A 13864-nucleotide genomic window follows, 5' to 3' on the forward strand; every position below is an offset into this window, starting at 1 on the left:
ATCAATACATCAATTCACTGAAGGGGATGAAGCGCACCAGGTCGCCGGCGGCAATCGGATTGCCGGGCGGGTTATCGACCAGGCCATCGCCCCACACGGTGGAAGTCAGCACCGCCGAGCCCTGGTTGGGGAACAGGTCCAGGCCACCCTTGTCGTTCAGTTTAGCGCGCAGGAATTCGTTGCGGCGGTCGGCTTTGGGCCAGTTGAAATCCGCCCGCAGCAGCATGCTGCGAGGCTGGGCCGGTACGTCGGCGCCCTGCAGGCGCAGCAGGAAGGGGCGTACGAACAGCAGGAAGGTGACAAAGCTGGAGACGGGATTGCCCGGCAGGCCAATGAAGAAGGACTGCCCTACTTCGCCGAACGCCAGCGGCTTGCCCGGTTTCAGGGCGATCTGCCACATACTCAGCTTGCCCTCGGCTTCCACCGCTGGCTTGACGTGGTCCTCCTCGCCCACCGAAACGCCGCCGGAGGTGATGATCAGGTCATTGCCTTCGGCCGCCTGGCGCAGCACGGCGCGCGTGGCTTCCAGCGAATCCGGCACGATGCCGAAATCCCGCACTTCGCAGCCCAGGTTTTCCAGCAATGCGCGCAAGGTGAAGCGGTTGGAGTTGTAGATGGCGCCTGGGGCCAGCGGTTCGCCCGGCATCGCCAGTTCGTCGCCGGTGAAGAACACCGCCACGCGCAGCTTGCGGCGCACCGCCAGCTCGGCCATGCCGATGGAAGCAGCCAGGCCCAGTTCCTGGCTGCGCAGGCGCGTGCCGCTGGCCAGGATGATGCTGCCGACGCTGATGTCTTCCCCGATACGGCGGATCCATTCGCCCGCCTTCGGCGTGTGGCGGATGGTTACCAGGCCTTCCGTAGCCTCGCATTGTTCCTGCATCACGACCGCGTCGGCGCCTTCGGGGATCATGGCGCCGGTGAAGATGCGGGCAGCGCAGCCGGGCAGCAGCGGCTGGCCGATATGGCCGGCCGGAATGCGCTGCGTCACTGTCAGCGTGGCGCTGCCGCTGGCGCAATCGGCGGCGCGCACCGCGTAACCGTCCATCTGCGTGTTGTCGTAGCCGGGCACGTTCATGCCCGACACCACGGCGCGCGCCAGGACGCGGCCATTGGCTTCCAGCGTGGGCACGGTCTCGACCTCCGCCACCGGGCGCGCGGCGGCCAGCAGGAAATCGAGGGCTTCGCGGACGGCGAGCATGGCCATTGCTTACAGTCCCGTATTGGCGGCGATGTACGCCTTCATTTTCGCCACGTCCGCTGGCATCACTTCAAAGCGCTGCGGCAATGCTTCGATGTTCTCGAAACCGGCCGGACGCTCGGCGTCCTGGCCCAGCGCTTCCAGGATGGTTTCATTGAACTTGGCAGCCAGCGCGGTTTCCAGCACGATCATCGGCACGCCAGGTTCCATATGCTCCTTGGCGACCTTGATGCCGTCGGCGGTGTGGGTGTCGATCACGATGCCGTAATCGTCCGCCACGTCGCGGATGGTCTGCAGGCGGTCGGCATGCGACGATTTGCCCGATTTGAAGCCGTAATTATGCACCAGCTTGAACTCGTCGCCATCGCTGCCGGGCGCGCCGGACAGGTCGAAGCCGCCTTCCGTTTCAACCTTCTTGAACAGCTCGCGCACGCGCTTGCCGTCGCCCTGCACCAGGTCGAAGACGAAGCGCTCGAAGTTCGATGCTTTGGAGATGTCCATCGATGGGCTGGAGGTATGGTAGGTCTCGGCCGACTTGCGCACGCGGTAAATGCCAGTGCGGAAGAACTCGTCCAGCACGTCGTTCTCATTGGTGGCGACGACCAGCTTATCGATCGGCAGGCCCATTTGGCGGGCGATATGGCCGGCGCAGATATTGCCGAAATTGCCCGACGGGACGGTGAAGGACACATTCTGCTCATTGCTTCTGGTGGCCGCCAGGTAGCCGCGGAAGTAGTACACCACCTGCGCCACGACGCGCGCCCAGTTGATGGAATTGACGGTGCCGATCTTGTGGCGCGCCTTGAATTCCAGGTCGTTCGAAACGGCTTTCACCATATCCTGGCAGTCGTCGAACACGCCTTCCACGGCGATGTTGAAGATATTCGGGTCCTGCAGGCTGAACATCTGTGCGGTCTGGAAGGCGCTCATCTTCTTGTGCGGCGACAGCATGAAGACCTTGATGCCCTTCTTGCCGCGCATGGCGTATTCCGCCGCGCTGCCGGTGTCGCCCGAGGTGGCGCCGAAGATGTTGAGCTGCGCGTCCTGCTTGGCCAGCGCGTACTCGAACAGGTTGCCCAGCAGTTGCATGGCCATGTCCTTGAAGGCCAGGGTCGGGCCGTTGGACAGCGATTGCAGCACGAGCTTCTTGCCGTCGGTTTCCTCCAGCACGCGCAGCGGGGTGATGTCGGCGGCCTTCTCGCCCTCGCGCACGTTGCGGTAGACGTCGGCGGTGTAGGTCTTGTGCGCCAGGGCGCGCAGGTCGGCTTCAGGAATGTCGCCGGCGAACTTCTTCAGGATTTCCACCGCCAGGTCGGCATAGGACATGTAGCGCCACTTGTTCAGCTCTTCGCCGGTGACTTGGGGGTATTCAACAGGCAGGTACAGGCCACCATCCGGTGCCAGGCCGCCCAAAAGAATGTCGGAAAACTGCTGTGGAGAGTGTGCTGCAGCCGACGCGTCGGCCCGGGTAGACACGTATTGCATAGAGTAGAAAGTCCGGTTGGCGGGTGAAAACGGACATTTATTATAGTGCCAACCGAATATTCGTGGGGCGACGCCCCACGAAACCTTGTCAAAGCTTTGTTTTTCAGCAGGCAGCGTGGTTCACGGTTACCACATGGATGGCCAGGCCGCCCAGCGAAGTTTCCTTGTACTTGGCCTGCATATCGGCGCCGGTCTGGCGCATGGTTTCGATCACATTGTCCAGGGTGACAAAGTGGGTGCCGTCGCCTTTCATCGCCAGCGAGGCGGCGGTAATGGCCTTCACCGCCCCCATGCCGTTGCGTTCGATGCATGGAATCTGCACCAGGCCGCCGATCGGGTCGCAGGTCATGCCCAGGTGGTGCTCGATGCCGATTTCTGCCGCGTTCTCGATCTGGGCATTGCTGCCGCCCAGCGCCGCCACCAGCCCGGCCGCCGCCATCGCGCAGGCCACGCCGACTTCGCCCTGGCAGCCGATTTCGGCGCCGGAGATCGACGCATTGCGCTTGCACAGCATGCCAATCGCCGCTGCGGTGAGCAGGAAGGCGCGCACGCCCGCCACCGGGTCGACCGGTTTACAGTCTTCCGCGTAGTATTTCAGCACAGCGGGAATGATGCCGGCAGCGCCATTTGTAGGCGCCGTTACAACACGTCCGCCTGCCGCGTTCTCTTCGTTGACCGCCATCGCGTACAAACTGACGCCGTTCAGCGCATCGTGCGGCAGCTGGTTGGCGCGGTCGCCCTGCTGCGCCTGGCGCCACAGGTCGGCCGCTCGGCGCTTCACATTCAGGCCGCCCGGCAGCTGGCCGCGCGTTTCCAGGCCGTGCTGGATGCAATCGCGCATCACGTGCCAGATACGGTCCATGCCCGCGTCCAGCTCCGCTTCGCTGATGCGTTTCAGCTCATTCTCACGCAGCATTTGCGGGATGGTCTTGCCGCTGCTGACGCCGTGGCCCAGCAGTTCCGCCATGGTGTTGAACGGGTATGGCAGGCGCACGGCGGGCTTGCCGTCGGTGCTGGCCTCTTCACCTTCGGCGCGGATAAAGCCGCCGCCAATCGAGTAATAAACCTTGGTAACGCTGCTGCCATCGGCGCGGCGCAGGGTGAAGCGCATGCCGTTCGGGTGCTCCGGCAGGTTCTCCGCCATGTGGAACAGCAGGTGTTCCTTGCGGGTAAACGGCACGGTCTTCTCGCCCAGCAGGCGCAGTTCGCCGTCCACGTCGGCCGCCGCCAGCATATCGTCCACCGCGTCGGGGTTGACGCCTTGCGGCGTTTCGCCCATCAGGCCAAGCAGCACGGCCTTGTCGGTGCCGTGGCCGACGCCAGTCAGGGCCAGGGAGCCGAACAGCTCAGCGGTCACCGAGATCACGTCGTCCAATGGACTGTTCTCGACCAGGAAGCGGCGCGCCGCCACCATTGGCCCCACCGTGTGGGAACTCGACGGGCCAATGCCAATCTTGAAAAGGTCGAAAACACTCATGTCCATTGTTACTTGTCTCTCTCTGGTTATGCGGCCTCGCTGAGGCTCACGTCAATATTCGCCAGCATGTCCTTCACCATCTCGTCCACGCCGATGCGGGCTTTCCAGCCCCAGTCCGCAGTCGCCGTGGAATCGTCCAGGCTGCGCGGCCAGCTGTCGGCAATAGCCTGGCGGCTGTCCGGAGTGTAGGCAATCTTGAATTCAGGCACCGCACGGGTGATCGCTGCTGCCAGTTGTTCCGGGTTGAAGGAAACGCCGGCGACATTGTACGACGAACGGATCTTAATTTGTTCGGCAGGTGCGTCCATCAATTCAATGGTTGCACGGATCGCGTCGGGCATGTAGATCATCGGCAGCGTGGTCTGCGGGCCGAGGAAGCAATCGTAGCGTTCACCGCGCAGCGCGGCGTGGAAAATCGCGATCGCGTAATCGGTGGTGCCGCCACCTGGCGGCGATTTGAAGCTGATGATGCCTGGGTAGCGGATGGAACGCACGTCCACACCGTACTTCAGGAAGTAATATTCGCACAGTCGTTCGCCTGCCAGCTTCGAGATACCGTAGATGGTGGTCGGGTCCATCACGGTGTACTGCGGAGTGTTCTCGGCCGGGGTGTTCGGGCCGAAGGCTGCGATCGACGACGGCCAGAAGATGCGCAGCGGCTTGCCCTGCTCGCCGCGCTCGCGCGCCACTTCCAGGATGTTCAGCAGGCCGTCCATGTTCAGGTCCCACGCCTTCAGCGGCGCCGCCTCGCCGGTGGCCGACAGCATGGCCGCCAGCTGGTACACCTGGGTGATGCCTTCCGCCGCTACCAGCTGCTCCAGCGCGGCTTTGTCCATCACGTTCAGCACCTGGTAGCGCGCCGCATTGTATTTGTTGACCGGGCTGATGTCGGTGGCGATGACATTCTGCGCGCCGTGCTGCTTGGCCAGCGCTTCCACCAGTTCAGAGCCGATTTGGCCGTTGGCGCCGATGACGAGGATACGTTCCATGTTCTTACCTGCTTTTTCCAGTTAGTTCTTGATGATGCCCAGTTCTTTGCCTGCCTGTTCGAAGGCGGCCAATACCTTGTCCAGCTGCTCGCGGGTGTGGGCGGCGGACAGCTGCACGCGCACGCGCGCCTGGCCCATCGGCACCACCGGATAGAAGAAGCCCGACAGCAGCACGCCCAGTTCATACATGCGGGCCGCGAATTTCTGCGCCACCGGCGCGTCGAACAGCATCACCGGCACCACCGGGTGGGTGCCCGGCTTGATGGTGAAGCCGATGCGTTCGATCTCCTTGCGGAAGTAGGCGGTGTTTTCGTGCAGGCGGTCGCGCAGCTCGGTCGACGCGGAGAGGCGCTTCAGCACTTCCAGCGAGGCGCCGGCGATGGACGGGGCCAGGGTGTTGGAGAACAGGTATGGACGCGATTTCTGGCGCAGGGTGTCGATCACTTCCTTGCGGCCGGAGGTAAAGCCGCCCATGGCGCCGCCCAGGGCCTTGCCCAGGGTGCCGGTGATGATGTCGATCTTGCCCAGCACATTGTGGTGTTCGTGGGTGCCGCGGCCGGTCTTGCCCATGAAGCCGGAGGCGTGGCATTCGTCGATCATGACCAGGGCGCCGTACTTTTCAGCCAGCGCAACGATCTTGTCCAGCTGGGCGATGGTGCCGTCCATCGAGAACACGCCGTCAGTCACGATGATCTTGTGGCGCTTGTCGGCGGCTGCCTGCAGCTGCTTTTCCAGGTCGGCCATATCGTTGTGGGCGTAGCGGAAGCGCGCGGCCTTGCACAGGCGGATGCCGTCGATGATGGAGGCGTGGTTCAGCGCATCGGAAATGATGGCGTCGTTCTCGTCGAACAGCGGCTCGAACACGCCGCCGTTGGCGTCGAACGCAGCCGCGTAGAGGATGGTGTCCTCCGTGCCGAGGAACTCGGAGATCGCCTTTTCCAGCTGCTTGTGCACTGTCTGGGTGCCGCAGATGAAGCGCACCGAGGACAGGCCGTAGCCGTATTTTTCGGTCGCTTCGATGGACGCTTGCGCCACCCATTCCTGGCCCGACAGGCCGAGGTAGTTGTTGGCGCACATATTGATCAGGGTACGACCGTCTTCCGACTGCACTTCGCTGCCCTGGCGCGACGCGATCACGCGTTCCGGCTTGTACAGGCCCTCGTTACGCAGCTTTTCCAGGTTCTGTTGCAGGCCCGTGTAAAACGCATTCGTCGCTTGGCTCATGGTCGTCCTCTGATGTAAAGTTTACTCTTATTTCACTAATCCGGATGGAATTCACTATATTGAACGTAAATTCGATATACAGAATCCTACGTTACTACATTGAACTTTGCAAGCGTGAAGCAGACCACTTCGACCAATGCCCCGCCGGAAGTCGGCGCCGCCCTGCAGCGATTGCGCCTGGCGCGCGGCCTGACGCTGGAGGATTTGTCCCGCATTGCCGGGGTTTCCAAATCCATGCTATCCCAGATTGAGCGCGAAAAGGCCAATCCAACCATCGCCATTACCTGGCGCCTGGCCAATGCCCTTGGGGTGCAGATCGGGGAGTTGCTTTCCGACGTCGAAAAGGATGTCGAACTGATAAAGTTGGTGGATGCGCACGAGACGCCCACCCTGCCCGGCGCGCATGCCGGCTATGTGCTGCGCATCCTGGGCCCGATGGAGCTGGCGGGCAAATATGAGTGGTACGAGCTGACCCTGGCCCCTGGTGGCGAGCTGGTCTCGCAGCCGCATGACCCGGGCACCACCGAGCACCTGACCATCCTGCACGGATCGATGGAGCTGGAAGTCGCTTCCAGCAAGAAGAAGATCAAACTCGGCGGCACCGCGCGCTATGCCGCCGACGTGCACCACGCCATCCGCAATCCCGGCAAGGCCGAGGCCAAGGCGCTGCTTGTCGTAATCCACCGCTAATCCATGCAGATCAAAACTGCCAACTGGCTGCGCGCCCTGTCCTACCTGCTGGCCATTGGCGGCACCGTTGCCCCACTGGTCTACGAAGAGGCATCACGGAGCGAATACAGGGGCGTCAGCGGCTGCGCCAACGCGGGCTGCGTCGGTGCCGGCACCGGGGAAGGCCTGCTCTACATGATATTCCTGATCTTCTTGTGGGCATTTTGCTCGCTGGTCAACGCGATCGCGTTCCACGGCTATCCGGGCCGTACCAGTTGGCTGCGCCGGCTGGAGCTGCTGATGTTCACCTTGCCTTGGGTGGGCATCGTAACCTTATTAGCAGTGCGCTACTAAGCCAGATAAGCCAACACCAAAGCGCCGAGCGAAGCAGCAACACCGGCGCAGGCGGACGCCACGTTAGTCTGCGCGGCGGGATTAACCCGGCGCAAGGTGATCGTCACATAAACCGAGACGAAACCGTGCGCCACCAACAGCGTCAAGATGGCCCAGATGGGCCAGCGCTCGCCCTGGCTCAGCGGCAGTACGAGCCACGCCAGCGCTACGCCGAACGCGAGCATGCCCGCGCCAACCATTTTCAGCATACCGAGGATAATGGCCTGGTAACGCGGCGGAATATCGCCCCACGCCACACCGGTCAGTTCCGCGTGATACGACATGTACCGCCGCGCGAACAGGTACCAGAACCCGTACACCATCGAGCTTAATGCGATAAGCAGCAGGATTGCGGAAGCGGCGGCTAGCATTTGTCCGAGCGCCCCAGGTCGCGCCAGGCCGGCAGGCCGTTCCTGCGCTTCGCCCTTTCATAGGACGTGGCAATGACGCCGCCAAACATCGCGCCTGCGACGGTGGCGTATGCCAGGCCGGCATAAAAGCTCGTGCCCTCCTTGGACCAATGCAGTAGCCACATCGGGCCGCCCCACAGCACCGTGTAATACGAGCCGATGATAAGGAAGTTCTGCCAGAACGAAGCAAAGTGCGGTGGCGTCAGGTCGATGCCGACGCGCCACAGGCCGCGCAACACACGGGGGGCGATGAGATCGCGGTCAATGCCTAGGGATTCGAGATGCTGAAGCGCTGCTTCGCGCTGGGGATGACGTTTCATTTGCCAAAATCATAACATGCTTCGGCTAGAAAATGTGCTCCGCATCCGCCGGCGGCACCACCCATTGATGCATGCGTTCTTCGTAGACGGAGACGGTCGGCGGCGGGAAGGCCGGGTCGGCGAATGCACCAACCGGTATCGCAATGCATCCATCCGCGCCCGACTCGTAGTAGACCGTCGCGCCGCATGTGGGGCAGAAATGGAAGGTCGCAGCACCACCTTCGTCGCCCACCCGCACGTACCGCGTCGAGGCACCACTGACCTTCACGTTCTCACGAGGAAAGCGTGCCTGCTGGCCGAATACGCTGCCTGTCCTGCGCTGGCATGCCAAACAATGGCAAATGGAGACGCGCTGTGGATCTCCCTTCACTTCCGCAGTCAGCTGGCCGCAACTGCAACTGGCAATCCGGTCTGTCATTCGCGCTTCCCCTTCACGCGACGCATCCTCTCCGCCTGCGTCGCCATATAAGTTGTGTGATAGGCCTTGAGAACCACGTCCACCCGGTTAACCGTTTTGCCCCTGCAATCGCGCACGGTAATGCCGGGGCCTCGCCGTTCCGGGCTCGGCGGCAGGAATTTTACGTCTGGATTCTCCCCGTCGTACCATACCCGCGCGAGGGTCACGGATTTCTCACAATAGTCAAAGGCGGCGACATCGTGGATGGCGTGCAGCCTGATTGCGCCATCCAGGTCAAATAGCATCATTGCAGAATCGGGCAGCCCACGGTTTGACAGCCCTACGAACAGTCTTCCATCGGGCGAACCCGCAATGTGCTCGAACGAGACATGCGGGACAATGGCCTTCAGTTCCTGTCCATGGAAGATCTGCATGGTGAAATCCGGATATTTCCGGTCCTTCGTACCGTCGGTGACCAGCACGATCCTGGTCGCGCCGAAGTCGAAGACTCTTTCCGTACGCTCCGCAGGGTACCTCCATGAATCGGCGCTTGCCATGCCGCTTAGTGGCAGCAAAATCAGCAGAATGGCGGCCCGCACGGCCGTGAGGATTGGCGCACGCAGCGCCTCCCCGACTGCCTCAAACGGGCCGGTACAGTGCCAGCGCATCAGATCGGCGCGCCCGGCGGGATCGTCGGCAGGCTGCGGAGTTTGACACTGCGCGGGTCGGCCAGGTAGCGCAGGACGTGGTCGGCGGCCTGGGCGCGGCTGGCGGCGGTGGTGCCTTTGCCGGGGTTGGCCTTCAGCCAGGCGGCAAGGGAACGCAGTCGCTGGCGCAGGTCGGCCTCGGCGTTGGTGTGCAGCTTGCCGCCGTCCACCGCTTGCAGCAGCGCGTCGAGCACGACCCAGTTGGCGGCCAGCTGAACGGCTTCACCGCCGGCGAGCTTGGCGGGGATGGCGTCGCGCTTCCAGGTGCTGGCCAGCGCGGCGTCGATCACTTCACCGGTGCCGGGCATGGCGGCGTCGCGCGCGTGCTGCCAGTACAGGCGGTTCAGGCGTCCTGCGTCGAACAGGAAGCTGGCTGTCTGGGCGGCCCCGGTCTCGGCGGCGGAAAGCGCGTCGAACACGGCGCTCATGCGGGTGCCGAAGTACTCCCTGTTGCGGTCGAAGCCCGCCGCAGGCGGCGAGAGCTGGTCGAGCAGGCCCGCCGGCAAGGCGAGGTATTCCGCACGCAGCGTTTCGGCCAGGCGGGTGATGGCGGCACGCTGGGTGGCGGCGGGCGTGGTCTTGACGCCCGCTGCGGCGCGGCCGGCGCGGATGTCGGCGCTGGTGGCGGATTCGTATTCGCCGCCAGCCAGCAGGCGCGCCACGGCTTCGCCCTGGTAGCGCTGCAGCAGGTAGACCGGCACCAGGCGCGCTTCCAGTTCGCCCACCTGGCGCTCATCGGGCAGCACATCGAGAGAGAAGTTATCCAGCGCGCGGCGGCGGATGGTCCCCAGCTGGTCCCAGGTTTTCAGGGTGTCCGGGCCGAAGTCCCACAGCAGGCCATTCGGGTGCGAGGCGCCGCCTGAGCGCGCGTCGTTGTCGGAGACGTACTGCAGGCCGGCGGCGCGGGCCTCGCTGCGCAGTTTGGCCAGGGCGGACGCTTCGGCATCGCCGCTGCCGAAGTCACCGTAGACGTACTTCACCATATATTCGTCCCACGGGCCGACACCGACGCCGTAGGCGTCCTGCAGGTCGATCGCGCCGTCAGCGCCCAGCTTCAGCACCGGGTGCGGATAGTCCATGACGGAGCCGTTGCCATGTCGGCTGGCGGCGAAGTTGTGGGCGAAGCCGAGCGTGTGGCCGACTTCGTGCGCGGACAGCTGGCGCAGGCGCGCCAGGGCCATCTGCTCGGCGAGTTTGCGGCGCTCGGCCGGGGCGGATTTGCCGTAGGGCGCCAGCAGCGCTTCGGCAATCAGGATGTCCTGCCGCACGCGCTGCGAACCCAGCGTCACCGCGCCACGGATGATCTGGCCGGTGCGCGGATCGGTGATCGCATTGCCGTAGGACCAGCCGCGCGTGGCGCGGTGCACCCAGGTGATCACGTTGTAGCGCACATCGGCAGGATCGGCGCCTTCCGGCATCAGCTCGACGCGGAAGCCGTCTTTATAACCTGCCTTCTCGAACGCGGTGCTCCACCAGCGCGCGCCCTCCAGCAGCGCGGAACGCACCGGCTCCGGCGCGCCACGGTCAAGGTAGTACACGATCGGCTTGCCGCCCTTTTCCAGGCGATGCCGGATCTGCCAGCGCACATCCAGGCTGCTGGCCAGCGGCGTGGCGAAGTCGTAGTAACCGGTGTCGATGCCACCGGAGAAAGGATGATAGCGGCGCGGCTGGTAGCCGTTGTCCGGCAGCCGCACCAGGGAAATATGCTGGCGCATGCTCAGGCTGGCCGCATCGGCCGCCACCTGGCGCACATACTCGCCGCTGCCGGGACCGGCGAAGGTCAGCAGCGCTTCAAGTTCAACATTGTCGGGGAAGGCTTTCGCTTCGGCCGGCAGCACGGCGCTGCGCTTCTCGTCGACGCGGTAAGCGCCCTGCTTCGTATCGGCCAGGCGCTGCGCCACGCCATGCTGGTCCGCCAGCAGGAAGCTGGAGAAGTCGACCAGGTGGCGCGCGCCTTCGCTGGCCAGGATGTCGCCCGACCACAGCACGGCGCCGGCGAACGACTGCGCCACCGCATTGCGTTCATCGGCATCGGCGGAGCGCGCGACAAAGCGCGTGTTCTCCTGCACCAGGAACAGGCGGTTGCCGAACTTCTGGAAACGCACCACCTTGCCCTCGCCCGCCTGCGCGCGGTCCAGGCCAACGTCGTTGGAGCCCAGCGCGTAAGGCAGCGAGGTGGTGAGCAGGAAGGGCTGGTCCAGCTCGCGCACGGAAAGGAGCACGCGCCCCTTGTCCGCGTCGCGCCACAGCTCGATGAAACCGGGCTGCGGCGCCAGTGCGCGCGTGTGGTCAGCGAAGGTCTTTGGCGCCTCTGCTGCCGTGGCCGGCGCAATCAGGGCAGCCCACAGCAGCAGCGCGCGCATGGCTTACTGTCCGCCGGTAGTGGATGCGGCCGGTGCGGCAGGCTGCATGTCCAGTGCGCGGGTCAGGAAGCCCCAGCGGTCAGCCACTTCCTCGATCTGCTTGGTGGTCGGCTTGCCGGCGCCATGGCCTGCCTTGGACTCGATGCGGATCAGGATCGGGGCCGCGCCGCCCTGCGCAGCCTGGGCCGCCGCAGCGAACTTGAAGCTGTGGGCAGGCACCACGCGGTCGTCGTGGTCGGCGGTCAGCACCATGGTGGCCGGGTAGCAGCCGCCCTGCTTCAGGTTATGCAGCGGGGAGTACTTGACCAGGGCCTTGAACTCTTCCGGATTGTCGGACGAGCCGTAGTCCGAAGTCCAGGCCCAGCCGATGGTGAACTTCTGGAAGCGCAGCATGTCCAGCACGCCCACCGCAGGCAGTGCCGCGCCGAACAGGTCGGGACGCTGGGTCATCGCCGCGCCCACCAGCAGGCCGCCGTTGGAGCCGCCGCCGATCGACAGCTTGGCCGGCGACGTCACCTTGTTGGCCACCAGCCATTCGGCCGCGCCGATGAAGTCGTCGAACACGTTCTGCTTCTGCAGCTTGGTGCCGGCCTTGTGCCATGCCTCGCCGTATTCGCCGCCGCCGCGCAGGTTGGCCACTACGTACACGCCGCCCATCTCCACCCAGGCCAGGTTGGCCACGGAGAAGCTCGGGGTCAGCGAGACGTTGAAGCCGCCGTAGCCGTACAGGTAAGTCGGGTTGCTGCCGTCCAGCTTCATGCCCTTCCTGGACACGATGAACATCGGCACCTTGGTGCCGTCCTTCGAGGTGTAGAACTGCTGGCGCACGTCGAACGCGCTCGGGTCGAAGTCGACCTTCGGCTGGCGATAGATGCTCGACTTGCCAGTCTTCATGTCCAGGCGGTAGATGGTGGCCGGGGTGGTGAAGCTGGTGTAAGCGTAGAACGTTTCGGTATCGGTCGCCTTGCCACCGAAGCCGCCCGCCGAACCCAGGCCCGGCAGCGCGATATCGCGCACATGCTTGCCTTTCAGGTCCACGATCTTCACCGCGCTGTGGGCGTCGGTCAGGTAGTTCAGCACAAGTTGCTTGTTGACGATGCTGGCGCTGGTCAGGGTCTGCGCGGTTTCAGGCACGATCTCTTTCCAGTTCTCGCTGCCCGGCTTGCGGATGTCGATCGCGATCACGCGCGAACGCGGCGCGTTCTTGTCGGTCAGGAAGTAGAACACCGGGCCGTCGTTGTCGATGAAGTTGTAGGAGGCGTCGAACTGCACCAGCAGGTCTTCCACCTTCGCATCCTTGGCCTTCAGGTCCTTGACGAAGACGCGGTTCTTGCGTTCGGTGCCGTGCGAGCCGTTGATGATCAGGTAGCGGCCATCGTCGGTGACTTCCGCGCCGAAGCCCCATTCCTTCTGGTCGGGGCGGTGGTACACCAGCACGTCGGCGTCCTGCGCGGTGCCCAGCTTGTGGAAGTAGACCTTCTGGAAGTAGTTCACGCCGGCCAGCTTGTTCGCTTCAGTCGGCTCGTCGTAGCGGCTGTAGTAGAAGCCCGAACCGTCGGCCGCCCAGGCGGTGTTGGAGAATTTAACCCACTTGATGTGGTCGGCCAGGTCCTTGCCGGTTTCGATATCGCGCAGCTTGATTTCGTTCCAGTCGGAGCCGGAGGCGGCAATGCTGTAGGCCAGATACTTGCCGTTCGGGCTGACGGCGGTGCCGGCCAGCGCCACGGTGCCGTCGGCGGCCAGGGTGTTCGGATCGAGCAGTACGCGCGGGGTTTCGGTCAGATTCCTGGCGGTGTACAGGACCGACTGGTTCTGCAGGCCGTCGTTGCGGCTGTAGAAGTAGCGGCCGCCCTTCTTCGATGGCACACCATAGCGCTCGTAGTTCCACAGCTTGGTCAGGCGCGCCTTGATCGCTTCGCGCTGCGGGATCTGGGCCAGCCAGGCATTGGTCACCTTGTTCTGTTCCACCACCCAGGACTTGGTCTCGGCGCTGTTCGCGTCTTCCAGCCAGCGGTAAGGATCGGCGATGGTGGTGCCGTGGTAGTTGTCCTGCTGTTCAACCTTCTTGGAAACCGGATAGGTCACGGCGGCGGCGCCTGCTGGGCAGGTCTGGGCCAGGGCCTGGCCGCTGAAGGCGGCAATCAGGGAAAATGCGAGGGTAGCGCGCTTGAATGACATGTGTCGTCCATATAGTGGTTATGAATGCGGCGAAGATCATAACGTGGAATTTGA

13 protein-coding genes are annotated in these 13864 nt (G+C 63.9%); 2 read left to right on the plus strand and 11 right to left on the minus strand.

The features are described 5' to 3' along the window. Position 1: 1 nt before the first annotated feature. From glp to kbl, 5 genes are all read right to left on the minus strand, one after another. A complete protein-coding gene (gene glp, locus ACE3TQ_RS05735) occupies positions 2-1198 on the minus strand; it encodes a gephyrin-like molybdotransferase Glp (protein ID WP_374581005.1) in 1197 nt (398 codons plus the stop codon). Positions 1199-1207: 9 nt separating this feature from the next. Continuing rightward, positions 1208-2683, minus strand: coding sequence for a threonine synthase (thrC, locus tag ACE3TQ_RS05740; protein WP_374581006.1), 1476 nt, complete (start codon positions 2681-2683; stop codon positions 1208-1210). A 103-nt stretch (positions 2684-2786) separates the two neighbouring features. Beyond that, complete coding sequence (locus tag ACE3TQ_RS05745; RefSeq protein WP_374581007.1) at positions 2787-4166, minus strand: L-serine ammonia-lyase; 1380 nt, start codon at positions 4164-4166, stop codon at positions 2787-2789. Between the two features lie 20 nt (positions 4167-4186). Beyond that, on the minus strand, positions 4187-5149 hold the full coding sequence (locus tag ACE3TQ_RS05750; protein WP_374581008.1) for an NAD-dependent epimerase/dehydratase family protein: 963 nt from the start codon (positions 5147-5149) through the stop codon (positions 4187-4189). Between the two features lie 21 nt (positions 5150-5170). Beyond that, on the minus strand, positions 5171-6373 hold the full coding sequence (gene kbl, locus ACE3TQ_RS05755) for a glycine C-acetyltransferase (protein ID WP_374581009.1): 1203 nt from the start codon (positions 6371-6373) through the stop codon (positions 5171-5173). Positions 6374-6487: 114 nt separating this feature from the next. Between kbl and ACE3TQ_RS05760 the strand changes: the two genes are divergently transcribed. Continuing rightward, on the plus strand, positions 6488-7063 hold the full coding sequence (locus ACE3TQ_RS05760) for a helix-turn-helix domain-containing protein (protein WP_374581010.1): 576 nt from the start codon (positions 6488-6490) through the stop codon (positions 7061-7063). A gap of 3 nt (positions 7064-7066) precedes the next feature. Beyond that, entirely contained in the window at positions 7067-7396 is a 330-nt protein-coding gene (locus tag ACE3TQ_RS05765) for a hypothetical protein (RefSeq protein WP_374581011.1), read from the plus strand. Here ACE3TQ_RS05765 and ACE3TQ_RS05770 read toward each other — a convergent pair. Genes ACE3TQ_RS05770 through ACE3TQ_RS05795 form a run of 6 tightly spaced genes read right to left on the minus strand, consistent with a single transcriptional unit; the run spans position 7393 to position 13810 of the window. Beyond that, on the minus strand, positions 7393-7806 hold the full coding sequence (locus tag ACE3TQ_RS05770; RefSeq protein WP_374581012.1) for a hypothetical protein: 414 nt from the start codon (positions 7804-7806) through the stop codon (positions 7393-7395). The two genes, ACE3TQ_RS05765 and ACE3TQ_RS05770, sit on opposite strands and share 4 nt — an antisense overlap. After that, on the minus strand, positions 7800-8165 hold the full coding sequence (locus tag ACE3TQ_RS05775; RefSeq protein WP_374581013.1) for a DUF6404 family protein: 366 nt from the start codon (positions 8163-8165) through the stop codon (positions 7800-7802). The genes ACE3TQ_RS05770 and ACE3TQ_RS05775 overlap by 7 nt, the downstream gene beginning before the upstream one ends. Before the next feature lie 25 nt (positions 8166-8190). Continuing rightward, complete coding sequence (locus ACE3TQ_RS05780) at positions 8191-8583, minus strand: GFA family protein (protein WP_374581014.1); 393 nt, start codon at positions 8581-8583, stop codon at positions 8191-8193. Next, entirely contained in the window at positions 8580-9230 is a 651-nt protein-coding gene (locus tag ACE3TQ_RS05785) for a hypothetical protein (RefSeq protein ID WP_374581015.1), read from the minus strand. The genes ACE3TQ_RS05780 and ACE3TQ_RS05785 overlap by 4 nt, the downstream gene beginning before the upstream one ends. Continuing rightward, positions 9230-11632 carry a zinc-dependent metalloprotease gene (locus tag ACE3TQ_RS05790; protein WP_374581016.1) on the minus strand — a complete coding sequence of 801 codons (2403 nt, stop codon included), beginning with the start codon at positions 11630-11632 and terminating at the stop codon, positions 9230-9232. Before ACE3TQ_RS05790 ends, ACE3TQ_RS05785 begins: the two co-directional genes overlap by 1 nt. Before the next feature lie 3 nt (positions 11633-11635). Then, positions 11636-13810: a prolyl oligopeptidase family protein gene (locus ACE3TQ_RS05795; protein ID WP_374581017.1), complete on the minus strand. Its 2175-nt coding sequence runs from the start codon at positions 13808-13810 to the stop codon at positions 11636-11638. Positions 13811-13864: the final 54 nt, after the last annotated feature.

Origin of the sequence: Pseudoduganella sp. (assembly GCF_041914865.1) — a bacterium.
Lineage (GTDB): Bacteria > Pseudomonadota > Gammaproteobacteria > Burkholderiales > Burkholderiaceae_D > Rugamonas.

Bases quoted from the DNA above. Each gene is read 5' to 3' on its own strand.
- glp (WP_374581005.1), bottom strand. From the start codon at position 1,198: ATGCTCGCCGTCCGCGAAGCCCTCGATTTCCTGCTGGCCGCCGCGCGC.
- thrC (WP_374581006.1), bottom strand. From the start codon at position 2,683: ATGCAATACGTGTCTACCCGGGCCGACGCGTCGGCTGCAGCACACTCT.
- ACE3TQ_RS05745 (WP_374581007.1), bottom strand. From the start codon at position 4,166: ATGGACATGAGTGTTTTCGACCTTTTCAAGATTGGCATTGGCCCGTCG.
- ACE3TQ_RS05750 (WP_374581008.1), bottom strand. From the start codon at position 5,149: ATGGAACGTATCCTCGTCATCGGCGCCAACGGCCAAATCGGCTCTGAA.
- kbl (WP_374581009.1), bottom strand. From the start codon at position 6,373: ATGAGCCAAGCGACGAATGCGTTTTACACGGGCCTGCAACAGAACCTG.
- ACE3TQ_RS05765 (WP_374581011.1), top strand. From the start codon at position 7,067: ATGCAGATCAAAACTGCCAACTGGCTGCGCGCCCTGTCCTACCTGCTG.
- ACE3TQ_RS05770 (WP_374581012.1), bottom strand. From the start codon at position 7,806: ATGCTAGCCGCCGCTTCCGCAATCCTGCTGCTTATCGCATTAAGCTCG.
- ACE3TQ_RS05775 (WP_374581013.1), bottom strand. From the start codon at position 8,165: ATGAAACGTCATCCCCAGCGCGAAGCAGCGCTTCAGCATCTCGAATCC.
- ACE3TQ_RS05780 (WP_374581014.1), bottom strand. From the start codon at position 8,583: ATGACAGACCGGATTGCCAGTTGCAGTTGCGGCCAGCTGACTGCGGAA.
- ACE3TQ_RS05785 (WP_374581015.1), bottom strand. From the start codon at position 9,230: ATGCGCTGGCACTGTACCGGCCCGTTTGAGGCAGTCGGGGAGGCGCTG.
- ACE3TQ_RS05790 (WP_374581016.1), bottom strand. From the start codon at position 11,632: ATGCGCGCGCTGCTGCTGTGGGCTGCCCTGATTGCGCCGGCCACGGCA.
- ACE3TQ_RS05795 (WP_374581017.1), bottom strand. From the start codon at position 13,810: ATGTCATTCAAGCGCGCTACCCTCGCATTTTCCCTGATTGCCGCCTTC.